The sequence below is a fragment of the Flavonifractor sp. An9 genome (assembly GCF_002161245.1).
Classification (GTDB): Bacteria; Bacillota; Clostridia; order Oscillospirales; family Oscillospiraceae; genus Flavonifractor; species Flavonifractor avicola.
The window spans coordinates 28,517-54,923 of record NZ_NFHC01000012.1 but is presented as its reverse complement, the minus strand read 5'-3'; the positions used below and the strand labels follow the sequence as shown (position 1 = coordinate 54,923).

26 protein-coding genes are annotated in these 26,407 nt (G+C 56.5%); 18 read left to right on the top strand and 8 right to left on the bottom strand.

Features of this window, described 5'->3' with window-relative positions:
* Positions 1-11: 11 nt before the first annotated feature.
* Complete coding sequence (locus B5G40_RS09335; protein ID WP_087266966.1) at positions 12-1,394, bottom strand: TrkH family potassium uptake protein; 1,383 nt, start codon at positions 1,392-1,394, stop codon at positions 12-14.
* A 504-nt stretch (positions 1,395-1,898) separates the two neighbouring features.
* Between B5G40_RS09335 and B5G40_RS09325 the strand changes: the two genes are divergently transcribed.
* From B5G40_RS09325 to B5G40_RS09315, 3 genes are all read left to right on the top strand, one after another.
* Complete coding sequence (locus B5G40_RS09325) at positions 1,899-3,071, top strand: hypothetical protein (protein ID WP_087399436.1); 1,173 nt, start codon at positions 1,899-1,901, stop codon at positions 3,069-3,071.
* A 23-nt stretch (positions 3,072-3,094) separates the two neighbouring features.
* On the top strand, positions 3,095-4,156 hold the full coding sequence (locus tag B5G40_RS09320) for an SPFH domain-containing protein (protein ID WP_087399435.1): 1,062 nt from the start codon (positions 3,095-3,097) through the stop codon (positions 4,154-4,156).
* A gap of 183 nt (positions 4,157-4,339) precedes the next feature.
* Positions 4,340-4,792 carry a VWA domain-containing protein gene (locus B5G40_RS09315; protein ID WP_087399434.1) on the top strand — a complete coding sequence of 151 codons (453 nt, stop codon included), beginning with the start codon at positions 4,340-4,342 and terminating at the stop codon, positions 4,790-4,792.
* A 402-nt stretch (positions 4,793-5,194) separates the two neighbouring features.
* Here B5G40_RS09315 and B5G40_RS09310 read toward each other — a convergent pair whose 3' ends face one another.
* The 4 genes from B5G40_RS09310 to B5G40_RS09295 all read right to left on the bottom strand — a co-directional run bounded on the left by B5G40_RS09310 (position 5,195) and on the right by B5G40_RS09295 (position 7,996).
* The gene (locus B5G40_RS09310) at positions 5,195-5,737 is read right to left on the bottom strand and encodes an NADH peroxidase (protein WP_087266976.1); all 543 of its coding nucleotides are present in this window, start codon (positions 5,735-5,737) and stop codon (positions 5,195-5,197) included.
* A gap of 326 nt (positions 5,738-6,063) precedes the next feature.
* A complete protein-coding gene (locus B5G40_RS09305; RefSeq protein WP_087399433.1) occupies positions 6,064-6,435 on the bottom strand; it encodes a helix-turn-helix domain-containing protein in 372 nt (123 codons plus the stop codon).
* 238 nt (positions 6,436-6,673) lie between these two features.
* The gene (locus B5G40_RS09300; protein ID WP_087329610.1) at positions 6,674-7,117 is read right to left on the bottom strand and encodes an Hsp20/alpha crystallin family protein; all 444 of its coding nucleotides are present in this window, start codon (positions 7,115-7,117) and stop codon (positions 6,674-6,676) included.
* Positions 7,118-7,402: 285 nt separating this feature from the next.
* On the bottom strand, positions 7,403-7,996 hold the full coding sequence (locus tag B5G40_RS09295) for an AAA family ATPase (RefSeq protein ID WP_087399432.1): 594 nt from the start codon (positions 7,994-7,996) through the stop codon (positions 7,403-7,405).
* Positions 7,997-8,229: 233 nt separating this feature from the next.
* On the opposite strand from B5G40_RS09295, the gene B5G40_RS09290 reads away from it, so the two are divergent.
* The 5 genes from B5G40_RS09290 to B5G40_RS09265 all read left to right on the top strand — a co-directional run bounded on the left by B5G40_RS09290 (position 8,230) and on the right by B5G40_RS09265 (position 14,000).
* Positions 8,230-8,433 (top strand): DUF3185 family protein, encoded by a 204-nt coding sequence (locus tag B5G40_RS09290; protein ID WP_087189328.1) that lies wholly within the window; start codon positions 8,230-8,232, stop codon positions 8,431-8,433.
* A 256-nt stretch (positions 8,434-8,689) separates the two neighbouring features.
* Positions 8,690-10,045, top strand: coding sequence for an NADP-specific glutamate dehydrogenase (gene gdhA, locus B5G40_RS09285; RefSeq protein ID WP_087189329.1), 1,356 nt, complete (start codon positions 8,690-8,692; stop codon positions 10,043-10,045).
* A gap of 357 nt (positions 10,046-10,402) precedes the next feature.
* Positions 10,403-11,986, top strand: coding sequence for an NAD(P)/FAD-dependent oxidoreductase (locus B5G40_RS09275; protein ID WP_087399431.1), 1,584 nt, complete (start codon positions 10,403-10,405; stop codon positions 11,984-11,986).
* A 99-nt stretch (positions 11,987-12,085) separates the two neighbouring features.
* Positions 12,086-12,571: an RNA polymerase sigma factor gene (locus B5G40_RS09270; protein ID WP_087399430.1), complete on the top strand. Its 486-nt coding sequence runs from the start codon at positions 12,086-12,088 to the stop codon at positions 12,569-12,571.
* Positions 12,564-14,000, top strand: a complete 1,437-nt coding sequence (locus tag B5G40_RS09265; RefSeq protein ID WP_087399429.1) for a hypothetical protein — start codon at positions 12,564-12,566, stop codon at positions 13,998-14,000. The genes B5G40_RS09270 and B5G40_RS09265 overlap by 8 nt, the downstream gene beginning before the upstream one ends.
* 42 nt (positions 14,001-14,042) lie before the next feature.
* Here B5G40_RS09265 and B5G40_RS09260 read toward each other — a convergent pair whose 3' ends face one another.
* From B5G40_RS09260 to B5G40_RS09250, 3 genes are all read right to left on the bottom strand, one after another.
* Entirely contained in the window at positions 14,043-15,407 is a 1,365-nt protein-coding gene (locus tag B5G40_RS09260; protein WP_087189393.1) for a citrate/2-methylcitrate synthase, read from the bottom strand.
* Between the two features lie 181 nt (positions 15,408-15,588).
* Entirely contained in the window at positions 15,589-16,512 is a 924-nt protein-coding gene (locus B5G40_RS09255) for a magnesium transporter CorA family protein (protein ID WP_242959364.1), read from the bottom strand.
* A 445-nt stretch (positions 16,513-16,957) separates the two neighbouring features.
* Positions 16,958-17,644, bottom strand: a complete 687-nt coding sequence (locus B5G40_RS09250) for a response regulator transcription factor (RefSeq protein WP_087399428.1) — start codon at positions 17,642-17,644, stop codon at positions 16,958-16,960.
* An 87-nt stretch (positions 17,645-17,731) separates the two neighbouring features.
* Here B5G40_RS09250 and B5G40_RS09245 point away from each other — a divergent pair, with 87 nt between their 5' ends.
* The 10 genes from B5G40_RS09245 to B5G40_RS09200 all read left to right on the top strand — a co-directional run bounded on the left by B5G40_RS09245 (position 17,732) and on the right by B5G40_RS09200 (position 26,407).
* The gene (locus B5G40_RS09245; RefSeq protein WP_158099511.1) at positions 17,732-19,489 is read left to right on the top strand and encodes a sensor histidine kinase; all 1,758 of its coding nucleotides are present in this window, start codon (positions 17,732-17,734) and stop codon (positions 19,487-19,489) included.
* 139 nt (positions 19,490-19,628) lie between these two features.
* Complete coding sequence (locus B5G40_RS09240; RefSeq protein WP_087399426.1) at positions 19,629-20,114, top strand: AAA family ATPase; 486 nt, start codon at positions 19,629-19,631, stop codon at positions 20,112-20,114.
* Position 20,115: 1 nt separating this feature from the next.
* Positions 20,116-20,514, top strand: a complete 399-nt coding sequence (locus tag B5G40_RS09235) for a NusG domain II-containing protein (RefSeq protein WP_158099510.1) — start codon at positions 20,116-20,118, stop codon at positions 20,512-20,514.
* Between the two features lie 42 nt (positions 20,515-20,556).
* Positions 20,557-21,072, top strand: a complete 516-nt coding sequence (locus B5G40_RS09230) for a Gx transporter family protein (protein WP_087399425.1) — start codon at positions 20,557-20,559, stop codon at positions 21,070-21,072.
* Positions 21,053-21,382: a DUF1622 domain-containing protein gene (locus B5G40_RS09225; RefSeq protein ID WP_087399424.1), complete on the top strand. Its 330-nt coding sequence runs from the start codon at positions 21,053-21,055 to the stop codon at positions 21,380-21,382. The genes B5G40_RS09230 and B5G40_RS09225 overlap by 20 nt, the downstream gene beginning before the upstream one ends.
* A gap of 17 nt (positions 21,383-21,399) precedes the next feature.
* A complete protein-coding gene (locus B5G40_RS09220) occupies positions 21,400-22,473 on the top strand; it encodes a hypothetical protein (protein ID WP_087399423.1) in 1,074 nt (357 codons plus the stop codon).
* A 53-nt stretch (positions 22,474-22,526) separates the two neighbouring features.
* Positions 22,527-23,561 carry an FAD:protein FMN transferase gene (locus B5G40_RS09215; RefSeq protein WP_087399422.1) on the top strand — a complete coding sequence of 345 codons (1,035 nt, stop codon included), beginning with the start codon at positions 22,527-22,529 and terminating at the stop codon, positions 23,559-23,561.
* Between the two features lie 31 nt (positions 23,562-23,592).
* Positions 23,593-24,900: an electron transport complex subunit RsxC gene (gene rsxC, locus B5G40_RS09210; RefSeq protein ID WP_087399421.1), complete on the top strand. Its 1,308-nt coding sequence runs from the start codon at positions 23,593-23,595 to the stop codon at positions 24,898-24,900.
* Complete coding sequence (locus B5G40_RS09205; RefSeq protein WP_087399420.1) at positions 24,897-25,871, top strand: RnfABCDGE type electron transport complex subunit D; 975 nt, start codon at positions 24,897-24,899, stop codon at positions 25,869-25,871. Before rsxC ends, B5G40_RS09205 begins: the two co-directional genes overlap by 4 nt.
* Positions 25,868-26,407: an FMN-binding protein gene (locus B5G40_RS09200; protein WP_087329634.1), complete on the top strand. Its 540-nt coding sequence runs from the start codon at positions 25,868-25,870 to the stop codon at positions 26,405-26,407. The genes B5G40_RS09205 and B5G40_RS09200 overlap by 4 nt, the downstream gene beginning before the upstream one ends.

Sequence of the window (26,407 nt, the reverse complement as noted above, 5' to 3'; positions counted from 1 at the left end):
CAACCGGGTGGTTACCCGATCATCACATTCATTTCCGGATATTTGATCTTGGCCGTCCGGCCGCCGCGGGTGATAAAGGCAATGGAGAAGGAGAGCACACCCACCCGGCCCATATACATCAGCAGAATAATCAGAGACTGGGAAAACACACTCAGTCCCGGTGTGATACCAGTGGTCAGACCCACCGTACCCATGGCGGAGGCTACTTCAAAGGCACAGTCCAGATAGGGCAAATTTTCCACCGTAGAGATCGTCATAGACCCCACCAGGAACAAAAACAGCATCACCAGCGCCAGCGTCATGGCGTTGAGTACCCGGCGGTAGGGAATGGTGCGGCCTCGGAAGGTGACCTGCTCCCGTCCTGCCAGTCCGGACCGGAGGGCCAGCAGCAGCACCGCCACAGTAGCCGTTTTCAGGCCGCCGGCAGTGGAGCCGGAGGAGCCGCCAATCAGCATCAGGATAGAAGAAAATGCCTTGCTGGTATCGCTGAGTCCTCCCTGTCCGATGGCGTCAAAGCCGGCGGTACGCAGGGTAATGGACTGGAAGATGGAGTTCATGATCTTCTCCCACAGAGGCATATTCCCCAGGGTGGCGGGATTGGAGTATTCCTCCACCAGGAAGAACAGCGCGCCGCCGATAATCAGCACTCCGGTAACGATAAGCACCATTTTGCTGTACACCGAAAGTTTGTGCCAGCAGCGCTTTTCCAGGATATCCTCCCACACAAAAAAGCCCAGGCCGCCCACTACAATGAGGGCTCCGATGGTGCCCAGCACCAACGGATTGTTCTGCAATCCGGCCAGGCTGCTGAATGCACCGAATTTTCCGCCCAGCAAATCGAAGCCGGCGTTACAGAAGGCGGAGATGGAATGGAAGATCCCCCGCCAGATGCCGCCCAGGATACCAAAATGGGGGATCATGGCAATGCTCAGCAGCACCGCCCCTGTTCCCTCGATCAGGAAGGTACCCATCAGAGCGTGGCGCACCATCCGTACCACACCATCCAGATCGTTCAGGTTCAGAGTGGATACCATAATAAGCCGCTCAGACAAGCCGATGCGGCGGCGCAGGGCAAAGGACACCAGGGTAATCACCGTCATGAAGCCCAGGCCGCCCAACTGAATCATAAGGATAATCACCAGTTGGCCGAAGAAGGACCACTGGACCCAGGTATCCACCAGGATCAGGCCTGTAACGCAGGTGGACGAGGTGGCAGTGAACAACGCCGTAAAGAATCCGGCGCTCTGGCCGTCCCGGGATGCAATGGGCAGGGTGAGCAGCAAAGCACCCACCAAAATGATCACGGCAAAAGAGGCCGCCACGATCCGGGTAGCATTCAGGCTTCGGTTGCGGATAAACATATCCCGCAGCCAAAGAGCAAATTGTTTGATCACAGCTGGGCCCTCCCCCAAAAGTCGGCGCCCGCCGAACGGTCTGTTGGACGCAGAAAAGCATACCGAAGGAAGCTCATTCCTTCGGTATGCCCATTCTCTCTCCGACCGGAGCCCGCCGATTTACCGGCTTCCAGGCTCCACCTGTTTGCAATAAAGCATACCTGATCCGCTGCACAGGGGTACATAGGTCGTCCCTCATCTTTCCACATTTTCCCGGGGAACACTCCCGTGGAATCATACAAAGGTAACTATAGCATACCCTCCAAAGATATTCAAGTCAACGATTATTATACCCCCACCCTGAATTTCCTACCTTATGTATAAAAAGCCGGCGGGTCCAACCTCCTCCCCTCCTGCACATTTAACAGATTTCGCCAGTTATCAGCCTGTTTGGCATTTCACAATGAAAGAGTTGAAATCCGAGTCAGTTACAAGGTATAATCAGCTATACGCTTCACCAACGCCGGCCCTGTCCGGTATCCAGTTACGAAAGAGGTTCACGGTATGCAGACAGAACATCAGGAAAAAGTGGACCGCCAGGTATGTGCCAACTGCGGCGGAACCATCAAATGGAACATCGCCAAGCAGCGTCTGGAGTGCTCCGCCTGCCGGACTCCCTACATCGCGGAGACTACCGTTCAGCGGGTGGAGGAGCATGATTTTGAGGGATACGTCCAGCGGGAGGGCCAGAGGGTGTCCTTCCCCGACACCGCCATTATCGTCTGCGGTACCTGCGGCGCACAGATCGCTGTGGACGAGCACTGCACTGCCACGGTCTGTCCCATGTGCGGCTCCACGCAGCTTTTGGAGAGCCGCCAGGAGGCCGGCGTTCCCCCCGACGGTGTAATTCCCTTCCGGGTGGATCGGGAAACCGCCCAGCAGAATTTTGCCAAGTGGGTCAAAAGCCGCTGGTTTGCCCCCAACCGTCTGAAACAGGCCTATCAGGCAGGCAAACTCCAGGGCATTTACCTTCCCTTCTGGACCTTTGACGCCCAGGTAACCAGTACATACTGGGGACAAGGCGGCAACACCCATACCGTTCGGGACAGCAAGGGCAACACCCGCACGGAGATTCGCTGGCGGCCGGTAAGCGGTACCGTTGGCGGCTTTTATGACGATTTGCAGGTATGCGCAACCATGAATTCAGCCAGCCAGGTGGTGGAAAAGGTCCTGCCCTACAATACCTGCGACAACACCCTTCCTTTCTCCCCCAGCTATCTGTCCGGTTTTCTGGCGGAGCACTATGCCATCCCCGCCACCCAGGCGGTGGATACCGCCAAAGAGCAGGTCCGCACCGATCAGATCAATCAGGCGGAAAGCGACATCCTGTCCCGGGGCTTCAGCCATGCCCGGGTCAGCAATATCAACATTGAATATCACAAGATCACCTATAAACACGTGCTGCTGCCCGCCTGGTCCTCGGCCTTTGCCTACAACGGCAAGCAGTATATGTACATCATCAACGGTGAGAGCGGCAGAGTAGGCGGCCAGCGACCCTACAGTGTTCCCAAAATCGTGGCGGCGGTAGCCGCGGCAGCGGCAGTCATCACCGCCGCGGTCATTCTGCTCACCGGCGCAGCCGCTCCGCCCGCTCTTCAGGCGGAGGAAAACGCACAGCCTCAGGCTATTGTCATCCAGGAGGATTCTCCCTGGACGGCCTGGGAGGACAATCTCTGAGACATAGAAAGGACGGAAAAGCCATGGCATGGTTTGGTCAAGGAAAAGATACCATTGAATGGGAAGAATTCCGGGATGACGTACTCTTTTACAAGTGGCCCGCCAAGGAGATCAAGCGGGGCTCCCGCCTCATTGTGCGGCCGGGACAGAAGGCCATTTTCTACTCCGACGGTATTGTAGGCGCGGTCTTTGAAAATCAGGGCAATTTTGATATCTACACCGATATTGTTCCCTTCTTCTCCACACTGAAGGGCTGGCTGTCCCTGCGGGGGGACTCCGGCCTGCGCGCGGAGGTCTACTTTGTCAACGCGAAGGAACTGACTTTGCCCTGGGGCACCCGTCAGCGGATCATGATCCCCACGCCCGAGGTACCCAGCGGTATCCCCGTTGGATGCAACGGCAATCTGGTCATTGAGTTCCGGGACTACCAGACCTTTATCAACAAGGTGGCCGGAGTCAAAGCCACCTATTCTCTGGAGGATGTGGCCGACCGGATCATGGGCGAGCTCAACCCGGTGGTAGCCGAGGCCATCCTGGGCGGACAGCAGCAGATGGGGCTTAACGCGCTGGTGGGGCTTCAGCAGAACAGCCGGAAGCTGGGAAAAGCCATTCAGGAGGAGCTGGACAAAGAGCTCAGCGACTTTGGTCTGGGCGTGGCGGACGTCAATATCCTGGCCTTTAACTATCCGCCTGAGGTCCAAAAGATGGCGGAGAAGGTGGCCGCCCAGTCCTTCGTTACCGACATGGGCAAATATACCTCCGTCAGTATGGCCGACAGTATGTCCACCCCCGGCAGCGCTGGTTCGGCCGCCGCCTCTGGTATGGGAATGGCCATGGGAATGCAGATGGCCGCCCAGATGATGGGTCAGATGGGGCAGATGACACAGCCCCAGGCCGCCCAGCCTCAGCAGGCCGCCTGTGTCTGTGCCTCCTGTGGCTATGCCAGCCCCACCCAGGTCAAATTCTGTCCTCAGTGCGGCAAGCCCATGGGCCAGCCTCAGCCGGCCGGCGACCGTTTCTGCCCCAACTGCCGTAAAATGGTGGCGGGCAAATTCTGTCCCGACTGCGGCACACCCACCGTGTAATTCACCTCTATCTTTTTAGAAAAACAAGAAAAGGTGGCAGGCACTTTTGTGCCTGCCACCTTTTTGCTTTGCAAAAAAGCCCGGATTATTTCGCTGTGCCCTCCGCACTCCTCAGGCCTGTGCCACCGATCTCTTTCGCGCATAATATGTTGTGGGATCCTTTCCCAGAAGGAGGTAACACGAATGGGTGTTACAAATTCCAACAAGGTAATCAATACCGACCGCATTGCCTGCGACGGTTCGCTGCGTGTAAGTCTGACACTGACTGCCGCGCCGGATATTATCACCAATCCAACCGATATCGTGCTGATTCTGGATCGCTCCGGTAGTATGGCAGGCATACCACTGACCAATATGAAGCTGGGTGCAAAGACATTCATCGACATCATCGATGAAGCCACCGATAACACGCAAGACGGTCAAATCGGTTCCGGCAGCCGGATCGGCATCGTCAGCTTCTCCAATACCGCTGTGGCAAACACGCAGCTTATCACCTCGGTGGACACACTGAAAAGCGCAGTGGACAGCCTGACCGCCGGAGGCACTACCAATCATGCAGACGCCTTCACCAAAGCGATTCAGCTCTTTGATCCCGCCTCCAGCAATGCGAAGGTTATCGTAAAACCTGTACTTTAACCGGAACATGCGGTATAATGGGAGCAAGAAAAAAGCAGCCGGAAAACGGCTGCAAGATGAAAGGATCGCGGTGAAAAGCAATCAGCGGCGGGAATTTTTTGCTCTGGCGGCTCAAAAAATCGGTGAAAGTCAAGGAAAACACTTCAAAACTTCTTGATTTTTGTCCCGACAAAGCAAAAACTTCTCAAAAGTTGTTAATTTCTCTTCATTTTTCGGTATTAAGCGGTAAAAACCGCTTGATATTGGTGCAATTCAAGGGAGTTGCACATGTGAAAGTCAAAAAAGTGTGAAACGGGGAAAAGTTGCACACCAACTTGCACACCTTGGCGGCACAAGCGCAAAAAGAGAGGGGAACAGGTTTCCCCATTCCCTCTCAAAAAGTGCCTATTTATGCGGTTTCAATTAGCCGAAGTAGCGCTTCAGCAGGCCCTCGAAAGCCTTGCCGTGGCGGGCCTCGTCGCGAGCCATCTCGTGCACGGTGTCGTGGATGGCGTCCAGGTTGTGCTGCTTGGCCAGCTTAGCCAGGTCAGTCTTGCCCTGGGTAGCGCCGTTCTCGGCGTCCACACGCATCTCCAGGTTCTTCTTGGTGGAGTCGGTCACGACCTCGCCCAGCAGCTCAGCAAACTTAGCGGCGTGCTCAGCCTCTTCGTAGGCAGCCTTCTCCCAGTACAGGCCGATCTCGGGATAGCCCTCGCGGTGAGCCACACGGGCCATAGCCAGGTACATACCAACCTCAGAGCACTCGCCCTGGAAGTTCTCACGCAGGCCCTGGATGATCTCCTCGGGAGCGCCCTTGGCCACGCCTACCACGTGCTCAGAAGCCCAGGTCTTATCGCCGCCCTGGAGCACGAACTTCTCCTTGGGAGCCTTGCAGATGGGGCAGAAATCAGGGGCGGAATCCCCTTCGTGAACATAACCGCAAACAGAGCAGACCCACTTTTTCATGTGATTTTCCTCCTAATTTGTCATTCATTTTATTTCATTTCGGGTTAGCCGGAAGTGCTAATCAGTAATGATTATCATTTCTGATATTAAGATAGCACAACTTAACTCTGCCGTCAAGTGTTTTTTTCAAATTCAAAAAACTTTTTTACTTCCTCTTACTTTCCATATTTCCGTCGATAACGGCGGTGTCCCAAGACCAGGATTAACACCCCTGCCGCTACCAGGATTCCGCCCAGTACGATCTGAGTAATGATAGGACCATACATAAAAGACATCACACGGTCCATACTACTATTATAAAGATCAAGATCCATTCTCTTATCCCCCTATGACAGGAATCCGGGTAACTTCATAAACTCACACAAGCCGCTCACCGCAGAAAGCTGCAGCACTCCCCGGATCAGTAAATACGCGCCCACCGCCAGCGGCAAAATCCCCAGCAGATACCATCTGGGTTCTCTCTTCTCAGGCGCAGCCTCTGTGGGCGGCCCCGGATTTGGCATCTCTCCCAGCAGCAGCTGGTCCGTGGTAATCCCAAACAACCTGGCCAGTGCCACAATCTTATCCAGTTCCGGCTGGGCAGCGTCACCTTCCCACTTGCTCACCGCCTGGCGGGACACTCCCAGCAGTTCGGCCAGTCTCTCCTGAGATAAGCCTGCTCGCTTGCGGTAATTCAGAATCCGCTCTCCCAAGGTCATTCTTTCTCGCCATCCTTTCTTCCGGCCTTACCGGACAGGTTCAGCCTATCAAACCATCCGGTTTTTCGCCATAAAGTTTGGCTTGAACTTCCGCAACCGCTGGTTGCCAAAGGGCTTTTCAAGCGAAATCATCATACCATAGCCGGCAGAACAGATTCAAGGGCTCCTTGGTAAAGATCCCGTATGTCAAAAAAACGGGCGCGCTGCAATATGCAGCGCGCCCGTTTTTAATACTTGCTTATTCGATGGCAATGGTGTGGTTCACAGGCAGCTGCTGAACCATCTTGGGCAGGGTAATCTTCAGAATGCCATCCTCAAACTTAGCGGAGACATCCTTGGCTTCCACATGATCGCCCACATAGAAGCTGCGGCTGCACTGGCCCGCATAGCGCTCACGGCGCAGATAGCGACCGTTCTTTTCCTCCTCGTCCTTGTCCAGGCCCTTGGCGGCGCTGATAGTCAGGCAGCCATCCTTCAGTTCCAGCTGGACCTCATCCTTCTTGAAGCCGGGCAGATCCACATCCAGCTCATAGGTATTCTCAGTCTCCCGCACATCGGTCTTCATCAGATTCTTGCCGTGCTTACCATAGAGCGGGTTGTGATCGGAAAAAACCGACATCCGGTCAAAGGGGTCCTGGAAAAACTCATCAAACAAATTCTCACCAAAAATGCTAGGTAACATAAGTCATACCTCCATTCGTCTTCTGCGGCTCGTAGCTGGGGAGTGGGACCTCTCGGTGGCGAGCTTTTGTTACCTGCTTTGTTTTCTTGTAACCGTACCTCGGTCCGATTCCCTTTCGGTCCTCTTTCCTAAGCACAGTCTTATTATAACACCAGAATTAGCACTGTCAATAGGAGAGTGCTAATGTTCACACAATCACTCAATATTGTTCACAATTTATACGATTTTTTCCGCAAAAAAGCCGGAACCCGTTGCGGTGCAACGGGTCCCGGCTTTTTCAAAAAATCAGCTGTTGGCAATCGCCTGGGCTGCGGCACGAATCACAGCCACACAGGCGTCGATACCGATGCGGCTGTTGACGCACAAATCGTATTCCCGGCTCTGTCCCCAGCGGCCGGTGGCAAAATAGTTATAATAGGAGGCCCTGGCTTTATCCTGCCGGATCACATAGCTCTCCAGATTGTTCTCCTGTACACCGTACTCCTCCCGGGCGCGACGGATTCGCTGATCCAGAGGCGCATTGACAAACACCTTCAGGCAGCGGGGCTGATCCCGGAGAATATAGTCGGCACAGCGGCCTACAATGACGCAGGACTCTCTGGCAGCAGCCTCCTTAATGACCTTGGCCTGAGCGATAAACACCTGGTCGGGTACCGACGGCGTCTGTACGCTGGTATAGAGATCATAGAGAAAACTGTTGGTGGGGCGCTGATGCTCGGCGTTGCGGATAAAGTGCTCGGAAAAGCCGGTCTTTTTGGCCACATCGGAGATCAGCTGCTTGTCGTAGAACGTGATGCCCATCTCCTCGGACAACTGCTTGGCAATGAGCCGTCCGCCGGAGCCATATTCACGGCCGATGGTGATGACGATATGCTTCATAAGGACACCTCCTATCCTGATTTTAGTATAATGCTTTTTCCACCTTCCGTCAAAGAGTTTTTCATACCTTATATTTATTATCCTATGTTAACACGCAAAATTTATTACGGCTTTCGATTGACTTTCCGTCGAACTTGAGTATAATAATTGCCATCTGGACCCTGCGCCCAGATGATCTTTTCCCGCCTCAATGGGAACTAAAAAAGAGAGTACAAAGAGAAAGGAGTGTCCATATGTTTATCTTGGGTATCATTCTGATCATCGCCGGTATCGGCTGCGCCGGTTACGGTTTTATGCAGAACAACAGCCTGGAGGCCCAGTTCACCAGCATCATGAGCAGCGGTACCGCTAACCCCGGCACCATGTTCATCGTCATCGGCGTGATCCTGCTGGTGGTCGGCATCATCCTGTGCGTGGTCGGCAAAAAGAAGAACTAAGGTATTACATATGCCACGGGCGGTCGCCAATGCGACCGCCCGTTCCTCTTTGCAACCTGGCAGTCAAACTGGTGCACTTCCTACCGGTCGGATCGGGTGTTTTTCGTCAAATATGCAATTCTTCTTTTTTCTCTTGCATTTCATGGCGCTATGAATTATAATAACTTCAACACAGCAAAGTGTTCCTCTGAACAGCTGAACACAATCAAATTTCGGTCGGTCCCCCTAGGGCCGCCAAGCAAAGGGGTTTGGCATTATGGCATTTACGATCACCAATTCTTACCTTCAGAACGTGTACGAAGGCGTCTGCAAGAAGAACGCCCATGAGCCCGAGTTCCTCCAGGCTGTAGGCGAGGTTATGGAATCCCTCCAGCCCGTGTACAATCAGAAGCCCGAGCTGGCCAAGATGGGCATTATGGACCGTATGGTGGAGCCTGAGCGCAGCCTGCTGTTCCGCGTGTCCTGGGTGGACGACCATGGCCAGGTCCAGGTGAACCGCGGCTACCGGGTGCAGTTCTCCACCGCCATCGGCCCCTCCAAGGGCGGCCTGCGGTTCCATCCCTCCGTCAACCTGTCCATCATCAAGTTCCTGGGCTTTGAGCAGGTATTCAAGAACTCCCTCACCGGCCTGCCCATGGGCGGCGGTAAGGGCGGTTCCGACTTTGACCCCAAGGGCAAGAGCAGCAACGAGGTCATGCGTTTCTGCCAGTCCTTCATGACTGAGCTGCAGCGCCACATTGGCCCTGACACCGACGTGCCCGCCGGCGACATCGGCGTAGGCGCCCGTGAGATCGGCTACCTGTTTGGCCAGTATAAGCGGATCCGCAACGAGTTCAACGGCGTGCTCACCGGCAAGGGTCTGACCTACGGCGGCTCTCTGGCCCGCACCGAGGCCACCGGCTACGGCCTGTGCTACTTCACCAACGAGATGCTCAAGGCCGCCGGCAAGTCCTTCCAGGGCCAGAGCGTGGTGATCTCCGGCTCCGGCAACGTGGCCATCTACGCCAACCAGAAGGCTACCCAGCTGGGCGGCAAGGTCATCGCCATGAGCGACTCCAACGGCTACATCGTGGACGAGAACGGCATCGACTACAAGGTCATCAAGGAGATCAAGGAGGTCAAGCGGGACCGCATTAAGACCTATCTGGATTATGTCCCCACCGCCAAGTATTACGAGGGCTGCCAGGGCATCTGGACCGTTCCCTGCGGCATTGCCCTCCCCTGCGCCACCCAGAACGAGCTGCCCCTGGAGGGCGCCAAGGCTCTGGTGGAGCACGGCTGCTTCGCCGTGGCCGAGGGTGCCAATATGCCCTCCACCCCCGAGGCGGTTGCCTGGTTCCAGCAGCACGGTGTGCTGTTTGCTCCCGCTAAGGCTTCCAATGCCGGCGGCGTAGCCACCTCCGGTCTGGAGATGAGCCAGAACTCCATGCGCCTGAGCTGGACCTTCGAGGAAGTGGACCAGAAGCTCCACGACATCATGACCAACATCTACCACAACGCCGCCAAGGCTGCCGAGGAGTATGGTATGCCCGGCAACCTGGTGGCGGGCGCCAACATCGCCGGCTTCATGAAGGTGGCCGACGCCATGATCTGGCAGGGCGTTTCTTACTAAGCTGACGCCAAAATAATAAACCAGCCTATTGAGGAGGGATGCGGCATCATGCCGTATCCCTCCTTTCGTGTCGGCCACCGGGCCCCATTGCAGATGGGGCGGCGCGCAAGCGCCGTACAAGCGTTTTGCCCACAGGCAAAACCTTGATGCCGGGCGGATTCATTCCGCCCGAGCAGATTCAATCACGGGGGTCCCCAACCTGCTCCGCAGGTTGGGGCTGGCCGACGCCATGATCTGGCAGGGCGTTTCCTACTAACCTTAAAACAAAAATGGCATCCATCCTTTACAACGGATGGATGCCATTTTTCTTTATTTATGATATAATACCAGCATTCTGAGAAATACGAGGATTACTCTATGCTCCGCATCCAAAATATTTCCCTGCCCCTTGACGGCAGCCAAGGGCAGCTGAAAAAAAAGGCCGCCCGCATTCTGGGCGTGAAACCGGAGGTCATCACCGGGCTGTCTTTGGCCCGACAGTCCATCGACGCCCGGAAAAAGAGCGACGTCCACTACGTCTACACTGTGGATGTAACCGTGGCCGATGAAAGCAAGGTTATGGCCCGGTGCAGGGACAAAAATGTCTCCCTCTACCAGAGCGCCCCCTACGTTTTCCCAACCGTGCGGCGGACCTCTTCCTTGCCGCCGGTGGTGGTAGGCATGGGCCCCGCCGGGCTGTTTGCCGCCCTCTTTCTGGCCCGCAACGGTCTGGCTCCCATTGTCCTAGAGCGGGGCCGCCCGGTGGAGGAGCGAACTGCCGATGTGGAACGCTTCTGGACCACCGGCGTACTGAACCCATCCTCCAACGTCCAGTTTGGTGAGGGAGGGGCAGGTACCTTTTCGGACGGTAAGCTGACCACCGGCACCCACGATCCCCGGATCTCCACCGTGTTCCGCACCCTGGTGGAGGCGGGAGCTCCTGCGGACATCCTTTACCAGCACAAGCCCCACATCGGTACCGATGTGCTGCGGGACGTGGTCAAAAATATTCGACAGGAACTGATTCGCCTGGGCTGCGACGTGCGCTTCAGCCATCAGCTCACCGGTCTCATCCTCCGGGATGGGGCAGTAGTCGGACTGACCGTAGAAGGCCCTCAGGGAAGCTATGATCTGCCTTGTGACGCACTGATCCTCTCCCCCGGCCACTCCGCCCGAGACACCTTCCAGATGCTGCTGGAGGCGGGTGTGCCCATGGAACAGAAGCCCTTTGCCATCGGCGTGCGCATCGAGCATCCCCAGAGTGCCGTCTCTCTGGCTCAGTTTGGCCCCGCATGGGAGAAACTGCCCGCCGCCGACTACAAGCTGGCCTGCCACCTGCCTAACGGCCGCTCCGCCTTTACCTTCTGCGTCTGTCCCGGCGGCCAGGTGGTAGCCGCCGCCTCGGAGGAGGGGCGGCTGGTAACCAACGGCATGAGCCATCGGGCCAGAGACGGCAAAAATATCAACGGCGGCTTTTTGGTGGGGGTGGGTCCCGCCGACTTCGGCTCCGACCACCCTCTGGCCGGAGTTGCTTTCCAGCGACACTGGGAGGAGGCTGCCTTCCAACTGGGCGGCAGAAATTATCATGCCCCTGCCCAGACCGTAAAGGATTTCCTGGCCCGGCAAGCCTCCAAAACTCTGGGCACTGTGGAACCCACTTACCGTCCCGGCGTCACCCCTACCGACCTGGACCGCTGCCTGCCTGACTATGTTACTGACACGCTACGGGGGGCTCTACCCGTCTTTGACCGAAAGCTCCACGGTTTCACCGCACCGGACAGCCTGCTCACCGGTGTGGAGACCCGCTCCTCCTCCCCCGTACGCATTCTCCGGGGGGAGGACTGCCAGTCCACCGTCCGGGGCCTCTATCCCTGCGGTGAGGGTGCTGGCTACGCCGGCGGCATCACCTCCGCCGCCGTGGACGGCATCCGAGTGGCCGAAGCGGTAGCCGCACAGCCTTAAAGCGAAGTTCGCCGCCGCACTGCTGCGGCGAACTTTTTTATTTTCGATGCAATCATTTGCCCCGCTCAGGTGTGTACAGGGCAGAAAGGAGAGAGCGCTATGGCCATGCAGCTCCAGGGGGATGCCCCCTTCTCCTACGCAATGGAACACCATCTGGACACCGTATACCGGGCGGCCTGCCACAACGCCCCCACCTTACAGGACGCGGAGGATGTAACCCAGGAGGTCTTTGAGGCCCTGCTGCGCAGCGGCAAGGGCTTTCAGGACAGTGAACATCTGAAGGCCTGGTTGTTGCGGGTGACCATCAACAAGTGCAAAAATCTCCGCCGGGCCAAGCGCAGCAGCGAGGTGCCTCTGTCCGAACATTTCCCCGCTCCTCCGGGTGCGGACGGCTCGGTACTGGACGAGGTGCGGACCCTGCCGGAGCCCTACCGCAACACCATCTACCTGCACTATTTTGAGGGGTACACCGCTGCTGAGATCGGGGTGATCTTAGGGGCCAAGCGGAACACGGTACTGTCCTGGCTCTCCCGGGGGCGGCAGGCCCTGCGGGAACGGATGATCGGAGGCTTTGAGGATGAATAAGACAGATTATCTGGCCCAAGTTGAGAACCTCCACGCCTCTCAGCAGCTGCGGGAGCGGATTGCCGCCCTTCCCGCCGCCCGCAGGCAGTCCCGGCGATTCAAACCCTGGATGGGGGTATGCGCTGGTCTGGCCGTGGTGGTACTGGGCGGATTCTGGCTGCTGCCCCGGATCGGAGGCAGCAGCGGCGGCGCCGGCGCCGGTCACGACGAGGCCTCCACCTTCATGTCCTACGCCGGGCCGGTCTTTCCTCTGACCACACTGGAGGACGTCAATCTGACCGCTGAGCGGCACATCACCCTGGACTTTACCCCATGGCAAGACGGAAACAGCACTAAAATCCAGATCAAAGACTCCTATGTACTCACCAATCCCACAGACACCGACCTGACCGTTACCCTGGTCTATCCCTTTGCCGGGAGTTTCTATGAACTCTATCCCGTTACCTTGACGGCAAACGGCACGGAGCTGGAGACCGCCATTTACCCCGGCGTGGGCGGGAACCAGAGCGTGGAGTCCTGGGAGGAATACGCGGCCATCATCAAGGGTGGAGATCTGACAGCCGCCCACCAGGAGGCTCCCACCCTGGACACTCCGGTGACTGTCTATTCTTTTACCGACTTTGTCCTTCCGGAAAGCGATGCCATCGCCCCCACCCTGGCGGTGACCTACCCCTGGTCGGAGGACGCCCCCGCCGTATTGACCTATGGCTTCGACGGCAGCGGGATTGACGAGGAGGCAGGCTGGGCCCAACGCCATTTCTCTCTGCCCAATTCCAACTCGCCCCATGCCGAGGATCCCCGACTACTCATCGTAGTGGGAGATCCGTTGGAGGAATACACCATTCAGGGTTACCAGGACGGCGGCTGTACCCCCGGGGAGGAGCTGGCAGGCGTCTCGGCCCACGTCACCCAGTACCAGTCCACTCTGGGTGACGTACTGGATTCTCTCTGCCAGGCTCCAGACACCCTGGATCAAAAGTACGGAAAACCAATGGGTGTTCTTGCACTTCCCCGAGCAGCATTCTTTGACACCCTCTGCAAGAGCTTTGGAACCTCCATCCCGTCCAACATGACGATGCTGGAGATGGTATTTGAATGGTGCAACATCCAGGAACGCATTTTTTACGGGGAGGCTACCCTCACCATCCCCGCCGGGGAGCGTGTCACGGTGGAGGCCTCCTTTACCAAGGAAGGCAGCTACGACTTCGTGTGCGCCCACACGGAGAACCGCGGAATCTACGGCTATGATCTTCTGACTCAGCTGGGTTCCAACCTGACCTGTACCCAACAGACCGCCACTTTGGAGGACCGGGGTTTGATTCAGATCGCCCGTCAGAATTTCGGCTTCGACCTGAAAAAGGGGATCAAAACTGTCTCTCTGGATCCGTCGACCGAACACTACTACCTGGAGGTCCGCAGAGCCAATTGAGAAAAAAAGAGCCGCCCTAAAGGGCGGCTCTTTTGTTGTTGTTCAGCGCTGATCCATAGGCACATAATCCGCATGGCTGCCCACATACTTATAGGCAGGACGGATAATTTTACCCATATTGATAAGCTCCTCGATGCGGTGGGCGGACCAGCCTGCCACACGGGCCATAGCAAAGATAGGCGTATACAGCTCCAGAGGCAGATCCAGCATATGGTACACAAATCCGGAGTAGAAGTCCACATTGGCGGACACACCTTTGTACATCTTCCGCTCCCCGGCAATGACCTCGGGGCCCAGACGGGCCACCATGGAGTAGAGTTCGTACTCCTCGTTGCGGCCTTTCTCCCGGGACAGCTTTTCCACAAATGTTTTGAAGATGTTGGCGCGGGGGTCGGACAGAGAGTAAACGGCATGGCCCATACCGTAGATCAGGCCCGCTTTGTCAAAGGCCTTCTTGTCCAGCAGATCCTGGAGATACTGCCGCACCTCGTCCTCATCCTTCCAGTCCCTTACGTGCTCCTTCATGTCCTCAAACATCTGCACCACCTTGATATTGGCACCGCCATGCTTGGGACCCTTCAGAGAGGCCAGGGCCGCCGCCATACAGGAGTAGGTATCGGTGCCGGAGGAGGTAACCACATGGGTGGTAAAGGTGGAGTTGTTACCGCCGCCGTGCTCGGCATGGAGGGTCAGACAGATGTCCAGCACATGGGCCTCCCAGAAGGAATAGGAGGAATCCGCCCGCAGCAGGGAGAGGATGTTCTCCGCCGCCGACAGTTCCGGCCGGGGCGCGTGGATGTACAGGCTGCTGCCGCTCTTATAGTTATAGGCCTGATAGCCGTAGACGCTGAGCATGGGGAACAGGGCAATAAGCTGGACGCACTGGCGCATGACATTGGGCAGAGAGATATCGTCGGCCCGGTCATCGTAGGAGGCCAGGTTGAGGACACTGCGGGCCAGAGAGTTCATGATGTCATGGCTGGGCGCCTTCAAAATTACGTCCCGCACAAAATTGTTGGGGAGGGAACGATAGTAAGACAGCTGCTTGGTAAAGCCGTCCAGTTCCTCCTTGGTGGGCAGTTTGCCCAGCAAAAGCAGATAGGCGGTCTCCTCAAAGCCAAAGCGCCCCTCCTTCAGAGCGCCTGCCACCAGCTGCTCCACGTCCACGCCGCGGTAATACAGCTTGCCCTCACAGGGAACCTCCTGTCCGTCCACGATCTTCTTGGCCACAATATCGGAGATCTCGGTCAGTCCGGCAAGCACACCCTTACCGTTCAGATCACGCAGGCCCCGCTTCACATCATACTTTACAAAATCGCCTGGATCGATGCGGCTGTTTTCTTTTGCCATAGTCGCCAGGCTCTCGATTTCAGGCGTAATATTACAGTAATTCGGATTGCTTGCCATGAAAAACCTCCATTCTCTTCACATACCCAGGGGACAACCCCTTTGCCAATTAGTTCATTGCTAACTATTATGCCATGAAAATGTTACCACAGTATGAATCGCACTTTATTTTTTCTTTGAAATATTTGTCAGCTTATAAAAGAAAGACCCGCTGCGGCAGCGCCGGACAGCGGGTCGAAATTTAGAACAGATCTTTCTTCTTCAGGATGATGCCGGTCACCAGAATCACGCCCAGGGACAGCACCAGGGGGAACCACCAGAAATGATCCAGGGGCAGATTGGCTACGTTCATGCCGTAGAAGCTGAAGAAAATATTGGGGATGGTGAGCAGGATGGTGATGGAGGTCAGCACCTTCATGATCACGTTCAGGTTGTTGGAGATTACGGAGGCAAAGGCGTCCATCATGCCGGAAATGATGGAGGAATAGATGTTGGCCATCTCGATAGCCTGGCGCACCTCGATGAGCACGTCCTCCAGCAGATCGTGGTCCTCCTCATAAAGGGTAATGATGCGTCCCCGGAGGATCTTCTCCAACGTGACCTCATTGGCTTTCAGTGAGGTATTAAAGTAAACCAGCGACTTCTCCAGGTCCAGCAGCTGGATAAGCTCCTTGTTCCGCTGGGATTTGTAGAGCTGCCGCTCCATATAGTTGTAGATCTTGTCGATCTGCTTCAGATATTGCAGGAAGCGCTTGGCCACCTGGAGCAGCATATAGAGAATAAACTGGGTCCGCTTCTGGGTGTCTGCGTTGCGCACCAGCCCGTCCTGGAAATCCTTCAGAATGGAAGTCTCTTTCAGGCAGACAGTAATGATGTGCTTTTCCGTGACGATAATGCCCAGAGGCAGGGTGGAATATACCACCGCATCATCCTTCTCCACTGAAGGAGCGTCAATGATGATGAGGGTCTGTCCCTCTTCCGTGTCGATACGGGAGGTCTCTTCTTCATCCAGCGCGGCCCGCAGGAAGGTGGGCTCCACGCCCAGGGTCACCGCCACTGTGTTCAGTTCATCCTCGCTGGGATAAGTCAGGTTGACCCAGCAGCCGTCCTGTACGGCATCCAGCTTGGTCATTTTCCCATTGATGGTCTTATGGATGGAAAGCAATTCACTCACGCCTTTCTGGGCGCAGGGACCAAAAAGGCATAAAAATCCCCGCACACCTATTGTCTCGCTGATTCGTTCCGCTTATACCAGCGGACCGAAAAAGGGCACAGGCGTGCGGGCGCTCCCGGTTATACCGGTCAAACGCCGATCCAATACGCCGTGCCAGTTGTGTTGCATTCTCGACTCAGAGGGTCACCGCTCACGGCGCATATCACTCCCTTATGACATAATCTGTTTCCCCTAAAAACTGGCTGACTGGTACTGCCAGCCGTTGGGCTACCCCTTATTATATGCTATTTCCCACGGAATTGCAAGCCTGCACTCCCGCCGCTCCGCCTTTTCTTTCACAAAGAAATCCAGATTCAGACAAAATGCCTCCTCTAAAATACTTTGCTGGAAGTCTCATCCATGCGCCACGGAAGGCCGCCCCGTATTCTTCCGCTCCTCACGGAATTACAAAGCGGTAGCCCAATCCACGGACCGTCTGGATATATTGGGGCTTGGATGGGTTTTCTTCGATTTTTGCCCGGATTCGGTTGATATAAACCATAATGGCATTTTCGTCAATGATAGCCGATTCCCATACCAGGTCGTAGATCATATCCTTGGAAAAAATATGATTCACATTGTCCATAAACAGCTTGATAATGGCGTTTTCCTTGGAGGAGAGAACCACCTCTTCCCCATTTTTATAGAACCGCAGGGTGCTGGTATTGTACTGAAAGGGACCGGCTGTGATGATCTGATCCGCTCCGGGCAAATTCCCCCGGCTGCGGCGGATCAGGGCTTTTACCTTTGCCGCAAGGGTAACAGGGTTGAGGGGTTTGGTGATATAGTCGTCTGCACCGATATCCAGACCATAGAGGGTATCATAATCCTCTTTGCGTCCGCTGACGATCATAATGGGGATCTTGCTGCCGTTTCGCCGAATATGCTGAATCACCTGAAACCCATCCATGCCGGACAGATTGATATCCAGCAAAAGCAGATCGTATGTTTTCTTTGTCAGCATTTCAAGGCACTGCTCCCCGGAATCGGCGGTATCTGCCTGAATGCCATTGCTGCTGATCACTTTATACAGCATGGTAAGAACGGCTTTGTCGTCATCAACAATGAGTACAAGATCAGCCAAGGTGCATCCCCCTTTACACGGCTTGCTTCTTCCAGTATGATATCCAGTATAAAAGACGAGTATATGTTTGACAAGGGGGGAATTTACTTGAAGCCGCCCATCAAATTGGAGCGCAAATTTCTGGTTATTATCCTGTTGGCCTTCGCCCTCATATTTGCCGGAATTTTTATGGTATTTCGGGTTTTCCACCAATATGAAAACATTATAATCGAAAACGAAGACCGGCAGCTTTTGGGGCTGTCCCGCTCGGTGGACCGCAGTATCACCAGCTATATTCAGCAATTTTCCCGGGAGCTGAAGCACACATTGCAGAGGAACGACCTGGACGAGGCTGAGACTGCTTACCGAAACACTGGAAATACGGAAGCACTTGCCCTTCAGGTGGAGGGGACCATCCTATCAGAACATCCTCTGACATACGACATTCTTTGTATCGACAATGGAAGTATTTTATACTCCTCCCGCGGAAAAACAGACTATGTGTTTCCGCCCAATGCCGGCCTGGAGGGAGACGTTGACATCAGGCCCTGCGTGGATGCCTCCGGCACCATCTATCTTTCGTTCCAGAAAGGCATGGAAGGAGAGCTGCAATACGCCGTACTGATCGAGCTTACGGAATTTTATGAGGCTGTGGCGGGAAATCTGATTTCCGGCACCCAAGACCGCATTCTGCTTCTGGACGCAGGTGGGCGAACCCTGCTGTATCAAACAGATGAAGGCGCTGTGGCGACCCTGGTCCAGGATGATACAGGCGGCATAATCAATCAGGACGAATTGAATGCGCTGCTGAACTGCCAAAGCCAGGGCGAGAATGTGTCTCTTTTCTACCAAGCTCAGACCAGCGAAGATGGAAAAGCCTATACGGCGCGCATGGCAGCCATCCCAGCCGACGGAAACAATGGTGTGTTTACAGTGGGTGCCTCCCTCAATTATGAAACCATTAAACGGCCCATCCATATGTCCGCTATACGGCTTACCGCCTACAGCAGCATGATCGTGATTGGAATTTTGCTGTTGGCTGGCTCCATCCTGCTGGTGGCCCGGCGCAACGCACGAGCCCAGCAGGAAGTACTCATGCTTCGGGAACAAAATCTTGCCCTGGAGGCGGTCACTAAGAAGTCTCAGGCTCTGGCCCACCATCAGCGGCTGGAGATCATCGGCACCTTGACCTCCAGCATTGCCCATGAATTCAACAACCTTCTGACCCCCATTATGGGTTACTCCATTCTAGTTCTGGAAAAACTGCCTCCGGACGCCGAAGAGACCTATGACAATGTGCTGGAAATTTACGAGGCCTCCAGAAAGGCAAAAACCATTATCTCCCGCCTCTCGGACCTCTCCCGCAAAAATACTCCCCTCACCTTCCAGTATATCTCGCCGGACGATCTGGTGGTCCGCGTTCTGGAGATCGCCGCACCGGCGAAACCGCCCAAGGTAGAGGTCAGCCACAAGCTTCAGTGCCGGCACCTCTGGGTACACGGCAACGAGATCCAGCTGTCCCAGATGCTGCTCAACCTGGTTTTGAACGCCTACCAGGCCATGGAGACAGAGGGCGGGACCCTTACCATCACAACCGAACCTGAGGATGACTGGATCTGCCTCCATGTGGCCGACACAGGGCCTGGAATCGACCCTGCACTGCTGGAAACCATCTTTGAGCCCTTCTTTACCACCAAGGAGCGAGGCAAAGGAACCGGGCTGGGTCTGGCCATCGTACAGCAGGTGGTAAAGGAACACCACGGCACGGTCCGTGTCCACAGCGAATTGGGACAGGGAACCACATTCACCGTTCGACTGCCCATCCCCGCCCAGGAGGATGAACACTGCGACAACAGCATATCATAAGAAAGAGGATGGATGTTTTCCTGTCGGGAGGCATCCATCCTCTTTTCTTAACAAATATTAAGGGTACAGTAATTTCCCATTAAGCAAAGATTGTTATAATTTTGACAAATTCATTCTTGTCACGAAGTGGAGCAGTCAGATGATTATAACGATTGCACGGAAATATGGCAGCGGCGGCCGGGAGATCGGCCAGAGGCTGGCCAAACATCTGGATATTCCCTATTACAATGTGGACACCCTGCCCCACACTCGAATCGAGGACTGGCAGGAAGAGATTCTCCGGCTGGCCGATGCCGGGCCTTGCGTCATGGTGGGCTTCTGTGCCGATCATGTGCTGGCCGGGCGGGAAGGCCTCATGCGTACCTTCATCCACTGTGACATGGAGCATCGCCTCCAGCGGATCATGGAAGAAAATCATCTCTCCAGAGAACAGGCCCAGCGCGAGGCCCTCTACCAGGACCGGGAGAGGGCCCGGCTGTACGGACTCTATACCGGCGAGAAATGGGCCAATCTGGACCGGTATGATCTGACTGTAAACAGCAGTCTGTTGGGAACAGTCGGCACTGTGGAATTGCTGGGTCAGTTTGTGGCGCTGAATGTCATGCGCAAGCGCAGAGGTCAGTGAAATGAGAGAAACATACAAAACAGTTCGATTGACTCTGTGCCGGGGCGATCTTCTGGCGGTGTGCCTGGTCCTTATGGCCGCGGCCGCTCTGATTGCCGGCTGGAGTATGGGCTCAGGCGGAAAGGCCGCTTCTGTCCAGATCTGGCAGGACGGCATTTGGAAGGGCGAGTATGACCTGATGCAGGATCAGGAGATCCAGATCAGCGGCAGCTATCAGAACACGGTCAAAATCCAAAATGGCCGGGCTGCCATCATTGATTCCAACTGTCCGGGCCAGGACTGCGTCAAAAGCGGTTGGCACGAAGATGCCAGACAGAGCATCGTTTGCCTGCCCAACCGCCTGGAGCTTCGTCTGGTGGGTACCGAAGGGGAACCCCAGGTGGACGGTGTAACCAGATAGGAGGCTGACATGGGAAAAACAAGATCTCTTGCGCTAAGCGCTATGCTGATTGCACTTGCATTGGGGTTATCCTATATGGAGCGCTTTCTTCCCCTACAGCTGCTGATCCCGCTGCCGGGGGTAAAGCTGGGGCTGGCCAATATTGTCACCCTGTTTGCCCTGTACTTTTTGGGCGGCAAAAGCGCCGTTCAGATCCTTGTCATACGGTGCGCCCTTGGTGCCATGTTTGGCGGCGGCCTTACCGCCTTTTTCTTTTCCATCACCGGCGGGGTACTGGCCATGGCCACCATGGCTTTGACCCGCCGCTTCCCCTTCCTCTCCATCTACGGGGTAAGCATCTGCGGCGCAGCCGCCCACCAGACCGGTCAGGTTCTGATGGCAGTGCTTTTGCTGCGCTCTGTCTATGTGGCTGGATATCTTCCGGCGCTGCTGCTGATTTCCATTGTCACAGGTTTTTTGACCGGCGCAGTCTCCGCCGCCTGTTTCCGGGCCATGATCGCGGCACAGCTGCCCTTTGCATCAAACATGGAGGTTTCCTATGCTGGAGAATTTGATTGAAACTGCCCTGCCCACCATCATCGCAATTCTGGAGATCATGGGCATCTTTGTGGTGGTGGTCTCGGCCACCGGCGCATTTATCCGTTACCTGAAAGGGCTTGTTACCCACTCCGGGTCAGACGTCAAATTTGCTCTGGCCAACGGGCTGGCCATCAGTCTGGAATTCAAAATGGCCGCCGAGATCTTGAAAACCGTCCTGGTGCATGAGCTCAATGAGCTGATGGTATTGGGGGCGGTCATCCTTTTGCGTGCGCTGTTATCATTTCCCATTCACTTTGAAATGAAGCAGATACATCACACCGAATCATAATTCAGGAGGTATCACAAATGAAGAAACTGCTTGCACTGATCCTGTCCGGTACGCTGACTATGGGCGCACTGTCCGCCTGCGGCAGCACGGCAGTGGTAGCTGTCCCTCAGCCTGAGGAATCTGCGCCCGCCGTCACCGAACCGGTTCCGGAACACACTCAAGGTACATCGGATGCCGCGGTCAAAACAGGCCTCTATCTGGGCACCAGCTTGTCCAGCAGCAAAAATGCCGCGGACGGCGAGGATGGATACAGCCAGGCCAACATTGACCTGGTGGCGGTCACTGTGACCGACGAAGGGGTCATCGACTCCTGCGTGATCGACTCCATCCAGGCAAAAGCCACCTTTGACGCAACCGGAACCCTGACTGCCGACCTGACTGCCCAGGTTCCCTCCAAGAACGAGCTGGGCAGCAATTACGGTATGGGCCAGGTCAGCTCCATCGGCAAGGAGTGGAACGAACAGGTTCAGGCTCTGGCCGATTACGTAGAGGGCAAGACGGTGGAGGAGATCAAGGGCATCGCCGTGACCGAGGAGGGCAAGGCCGCCGATGCGGATCTGGCTGCCTCCGTCACCGTCTCCATCGCCGGCTATCTGGATGCCATCGAGCAGGCGGTTTCCAACGCCACTCATCTTGGCGCCATGCAGGGGGATCGTCTGGTTCTGACCACCTCCACCAACATTGCCAACAGCAAGAGCGCCACCGCTGAGGAGCCCGGCCAGGTCCAGACCTCCGCCACTGTGGCCGCCATTACCCTGAACGGCGACGTGATCACCAGCTGCTACATCGACGCTGTGCAGGCCAACGTGGACTTTGACGCTGCCGGCGTGATCACCACCGACCTGACCGCGGTACCGCCCACCAAAAACGAGCTGGGCGACAACTACGGCATGGGCCAGATCAGCCCCATCGGCAAGGAATGGAATGAGCAGGTGGCTGCCTTCTGCGCGTATGTGACCGGCAAGACCCTGGACCAGGTAGCGGGGATCGCCGTGACCGAAAAGGGCGCTGCCGCCGACGCAGACCTGGCCGCCTCGGTCACCATTGCCATCGGGGAGTTCCAGGCCCTGATTGCAAAAGCCGCCGCCTGAGTTTTCTTCAGGCAGCAGCTTGATACGCCTGTTATTTGGAAAGTAGAGGTTATATGAAGCGAACGGCCACTTTGATCCTCCTGCTGGTTCTGCTCTGCGGGTGCACAGCAGCCCCCGCAAAGTCTAATGACACTGGGCTGAACCGCTATGAGGCCACATTTCTGACTCTGTTTGACACCGTCACCACCATCGTGGGATATGCCGAAACCGAGGAGGCCTTTACCGACACGGCCCAGGCCTTCCATGATGAACTGCTGGAATATCATCAGCTCTACGACATTTACAACGAGTACGAGGGAATCAACAACATCAAGACCATCAACGATCACGGCTGGGAACACCCCATCAAGGTGGATCAGCGGATCATTGATCTGCTGTTGTTCAGCAAGGAGCTGTATACCCAGACAGAAGGCAGGGTCAACATCGCCATGGGCAGCGTACTCCGCCTGTGGCATGACGCCCGGGAAACCGGCATAGCCGACCCCAGCCGGGCAGCGCTGCCGGACCAGACTGCCCTGGAACAGGCCGCAGCCCACACGGATATCGACAGCATCCAGATTGACGTGGAAGAAAGCACCGTTTTCCTGTCTGATCCGGAGGTCAAACTGGATGTTGGCGCCATTGCCAAAGGCTATGCGGTGGAGCAGGTCTGCCGGAACACCCCCTCTGGGCTGCTCATCAGTGTAGGCGGAAACGTCTGTCCCACCGGCCCAAAGCCGGAAAGCGGCCAGCCGTGGGTGGTAGGCATTCAGGACCCGGAAGATCCGGAGCAATATCTCCATACCATCTATGTGGAAGATGTCTCTGTGGTCACCAGCGGAGATTACCAGCGGTATTTTACCGTGGACGGCGTTCCATACCACCATATCATAGATCCTGACACCAACTATCCTGCCGGCTACTGGCGCTCGGTCACCATTCTGTGCCGGGATTCCGGTGTAGCAGACGCCCTCTCTACCGCCCTTTTTACCCTGCCCCAGGAGGAGGGACAGGCCCTGCTGGACGCCTTCCAGGCAGAAGCCATGTGGGTGCGTCAGGACGGAACCATCCTGTACAGCCCCGGATTTCAGGCGTATATCCGCATATAGCCAAAGCGCTCATATCATCGAGGTGGAAAGAATGAGAAAATTGTTTTGGGGTGGTATCCACCCAGAGGGACATAAAGCTCTCTCCCGGGGCGCGGCCCCCATTCCCGCACCCCTGCCGGCGCAGGTCGTCCTGCCCATGGTCCAGCATATCGGCGCAGCCTGCACCCCCGTGGTCAAGGTGGGCGATCAGGTCAAAATGGGACAAAAGATCGGCGATGGCGAAGGAATCTGCGCCCCCATCCATGCCTCTGTCTCCGGTAAAGTGGTGGCGGTGGAGCCCCGTCCGCACCCCGGCGGCAGCGAAGCACTGTCCGTGGTGATCGAGAATGACTATACAGACACACCGGACGACACCTTAAAGCCCCATCTGACCCACCAGGATCTCTCTGGAGACGGGATCCTCCGCATCATCCGGGATGCAGGTATCGTGGGTATGGGCGGCGCCGCATTCCCCACAGACGTGAAGGCCTTCTCCGCACTGGGCCAGGTGGACTATGTCATCATCAACGCCTGTGAGTGCGAGCCGTATATTACGGCGGACGATACCCTCATCTGTACTTATCCGGAGCAGGTGATCCGGGGAACGGAGACCCTGATCCATACCCTCGCACCCAAGCATACGGTGATCGCCATTGAGGACAACAAGCAGGAGGCCATCCGCATCCTGAGGGACGCCCTGCCCAAGGACTCATCCATCGAATTGCGGGTACTGCCCACCCGCTACCCCCAGGGCGCGGAGAAGCAGCTGATCCAGGCCGTGACCAACCGACAGGTCCCTCCGGGCAAGCTGCCCGCCACCGTGGGCTGCGCCGTGTTCAACGCAGCCACCGCTGCCGCCGTCTATCAGGCGGTATACGAGGGAAAACCGGTCACCCGCCGCATCGTGACGGTCACCGGCGACGGAGCTGCGGCGCCCAAGAATATGATTTTCCGCATCGGTACCTCCTTCGGGCAGGCCATTGACGCTGCCGGCGGCATGGCGGAGGACACCCAAAAAGTGCTGTCCGGCGGCCCCATGATGGGCCTTGCCCAAAAGGACCTGGCCGTGCCGGTGCTGAAGGGCACCAACGCCATTCTGTGCCTGAAAGCCACAGTTCCCCAGTCCAAAACCCAGACCTGTATCCGCTGCGCCAAGTGCGTGTCCGTCTGTCCCATGCACCTGCAGCCTCTGTACCTGTACCGTTTTGAACAGGCCGGGAACTGGAAGGAACTTGAGAAGCTGCATTTGTCGGACTGTATCGAGTGCGGAAGCTGCAGCTACACCTGCCCGGCACAGCTCCCGCTGGTGGAGCGGTTCCGTGCGGGCAAACAGCAGCTGAAGGAGGCAAAGAAAGCATGAAACTGCTTGTAACATCCTCTCCGCACATTCACAGCGGGTCCCGCACCAGCCGTCTGATGGGATCGGTGCTGATCGCGCTGATTCCCGCCCTTGTGGCCGGTGTGTGGTTCTTTGGTATCAGAACCCTGGTCCTGACTGCGGTCACCGTGCTGGCCTGCCTGCTCTCTGAGTGGCTCTACCGCATGGTCACCCGGCAGAGCAACACCCTGCCGGACCTGTCCGCAGCGGTGACCGGCGTTCTGCTGGCTATGACCCTCCCCGCCTCCGCCCCCTACTGGCTGGCGGCTGTGGGCGGTGTCTTTGCCATTGTGGTGGTCAAGGGGCTGATCGGCGGTCTGGGACAGAACATCTTTAACCCTGCCCTGGCTGCCCGGGCTTTCCTGGTCCTGTTCTGGCCCAGCTGGATGGTCCGCTATGCGGCGCCTGGTACCTCCCTGGACCCGCTGTCGGTCTCAGTGGACATCGTATCCTCCGCCACCCCTCTGCACCATATGCAGATGCCTGCGCTGCCTACGGAGTCCCTGCTGGATGTATTTCTGGGGAATATGGGCGGCTGTATCGGCGAGGTGTCCGCCCTGGCCCTGCTGCTGGGCGGCGGATACCTGCTGCTGCGCAAGGTGATCTCCTGGCGCATTCCGGTGGCCTACCTGGGCTCTGTGGCACTGCTTACCCTGATCTTCTCCAAAGGCCAGGACCCCGTCCTGTGGATGCTCTACAGCCTGATGGGCGGCGGCGTGCTGCTGGGCGCCTTCTTTATGGCCACCGACTATGCCACCTCCCCTGTTACCCCCATGGGCCAGTTGATCTACGGCGTGGGATGCGGCGTACTGACCGTCTGCTTCCGCTACTACGGACTTTTCCCGGAAGGGGTCACCTATGCCATCCTGCTGATGAACGCCTGTGCCTGGAGCCTGGACCGGCTCACACCCCCCAAGCGCTTTGGTACTGTGAAAGGAGGCGGCGTACAGTGAACGTAAAACAGTTGATCCAGCCTGTGGCTGCCCTTCTCATCGCCGCCCTGGTTTTGTTCCTGGGCACCACCGTGCTCTCCCCCATTGCTCAGGAAAACAAGGAACAGGAGCTGCAGTCCATCCTCTCCAGCCTTCTGCCCGGCGCAGAATCCTTTGTCCAGGAGGAGTACACCGGCGAGGACGATGCTATCTCCGCGGTCTACAAGGCAGATAACGGCTATGTGATCGAAACGGTCACCGCCGGATATGCCGGCGATATCACCATGCTGGTAGGCGTCAATCTGGACGGCACCATTGCCAGTCTGGTGGTGCGGGATATGCAGGAGACCTACGGGCTTGGCATGGAGGCCCTCTCCGATGTATCCTTCCTGTCTCAGTTCCTCTGGAATGGCACCACCTTTACCGTAGGCGAAAATGTGGACGCCCTCACCGGCGCCACCGTTACCTCCAAGGCGGTGGCCAAGGCTGTTACCTCAGCCAGTGCCTTTGTAACCGGCGCGGATATTGGCTCCAGCGCCACCGAATGGGGAGGTTGA

Bases quoted from the DNA above. Each gene is read 5' to 3' on its own strand.
- B5G40_RS09325 (WP_087399436.1), top strand. From the start codon at position 1,899: ATGCAGACAGAACATCAGGAAAAAGTGGACCGCCAGGTATGTGCCAAC.
- B5G40_RS09320 (WP_087399435.1), top strand. From the start codon at position 3,095: ATGGCATGGTTTGGTCAAGGAAAAGATACCATTGAATGGGAAGAATTC.
- B5G40_RS09315 (WP_087399434.1), top strand. From the start codon at position 4,340: ATGGGTGTTACAAATTCCAACAAGGTAATCAATACCGACCGCATTGCC.
- B5G40_RS09310 (WP_087266976.1), bottom strand. From the start codon at position 5,737: ATGAAAAAGTGGGTCTGCTCTGTTTGCGGTTATGTTCACGAAGGGGAT.
- B5G40_RS09305 (WP_087399433.1), bottom strand. From the start codon at position 6,435: ATGACCTTGGGAGAGCGGATTCTGAATTACCGCAAGCGAGCAGGCTTA.
- B5G40_RS09300 (WP_087329610.1), bottom strand. From the start codon at position 7,117: ATGTTACCTAGCATTTTTGGTGAGAATTTGTTTGATGAGTTTTTCCAG.
- B5G40_RS09295 (WP_087399432.1), bottom strand. From the start codon at position 7,996: ATGAAGCATATCGTCATCACCATCGGCCGTGAATATGGCTCCGGCGGA.
- B5G40_RS09290 (WP_087189328.1), top strand. From the start codon at position 8,230: ATGTTTATCTTGGGTATCATTCTGATCATCGCCGGTATCGGCTGCGCC.
- gdhA (WP_087189329.1), top strand. From the start codon at position 8,690: ATGGCATTTACGATCACCAATTCTTACCTTCAGAACGTGTACGAAGGC.
- B5G40_RS09275 (WP_087399431.1), top strand. From the start codon at position 10,403: ATGCTCCGCATCCAAAATATTTCCCTGCCCCTTGACGGCAGCCAAGGG.
- B5G40_RS09270 (WP_087399430.1), top strand. From the start codon at position 12,086: ATGGCCATGCAGCTCCAGGGGGATGCCCCCTTCTCCTACGCAATGGAA.
- B5G40_RS09265 (WP_087399429.1), top strand. From the start codon at position 12,564: ATGAATAAGACAGATTATCTGGCCCAAGTTGAGAACCTCCACGCCTCT.
- B5G40_RS09260 (WP_087189393.1), bottom strand. From the start codon at position 15,407: ATGGCAAGCAATCCGAATTACTGTAATATTACGCCTGAAATCGAGAGC.
- B5G40_RS09240 (WP_087399426.1), top strand. From the start codon at position 19,629: ATGATTATAACGATTGCACGGAAATATGGCAGCGGCGGCCGGGAGATC.
- B5G40_RS09235 (WP_158099510.1), top strand. From the start codon at position 20,116: ATGAGAGAAACATACAAAACAGTTCGATTGACTCTGTGCCGGGGCGAT.
- B5G40_RS09230 (WP_087399425.1), top strand. From the start codon at position 20,557: ATGCTGATTGCACTTGCATTGGGGTTATCCTATATGGAGCGCTTTCTT.
- B5G40_RS09225 (WP_087399424.1), top strand. From the start codon at position 21,053: ATGCTGGAGAATTTGATTGAAACTGCCCTGCCCACCATCATCGCAATT.
- B5G40_RS09220 (WP_087399423.1), top strand. From the start codon at position 21,400: ATGAAGAAACTGCTTGCACTGATCCTGTCCGGTACGCTGACTATGGGC.
- B5G40_RS09215 (WP_087399422.1), top strand. From the start codon at position 22,527: ATGAAGCGAACGGCCACTTTGATCCTCCTGCTGGTTCTGCTCTGCGGG.
- rsxC (WP_087399421.1), top strand. From the start codon at position 23,593: ATGAGAAAATTGTTTTGGGGTGGTATCCACCCAGAGGGACATAAAGCT.
- B5G40_RS09205 (WP_087399420.1), top strand. From the start codon at position 24,897: ATGAAACTGCTTGTAACATCCTCTCCGCACATTCACAGCGGGTCCCGC.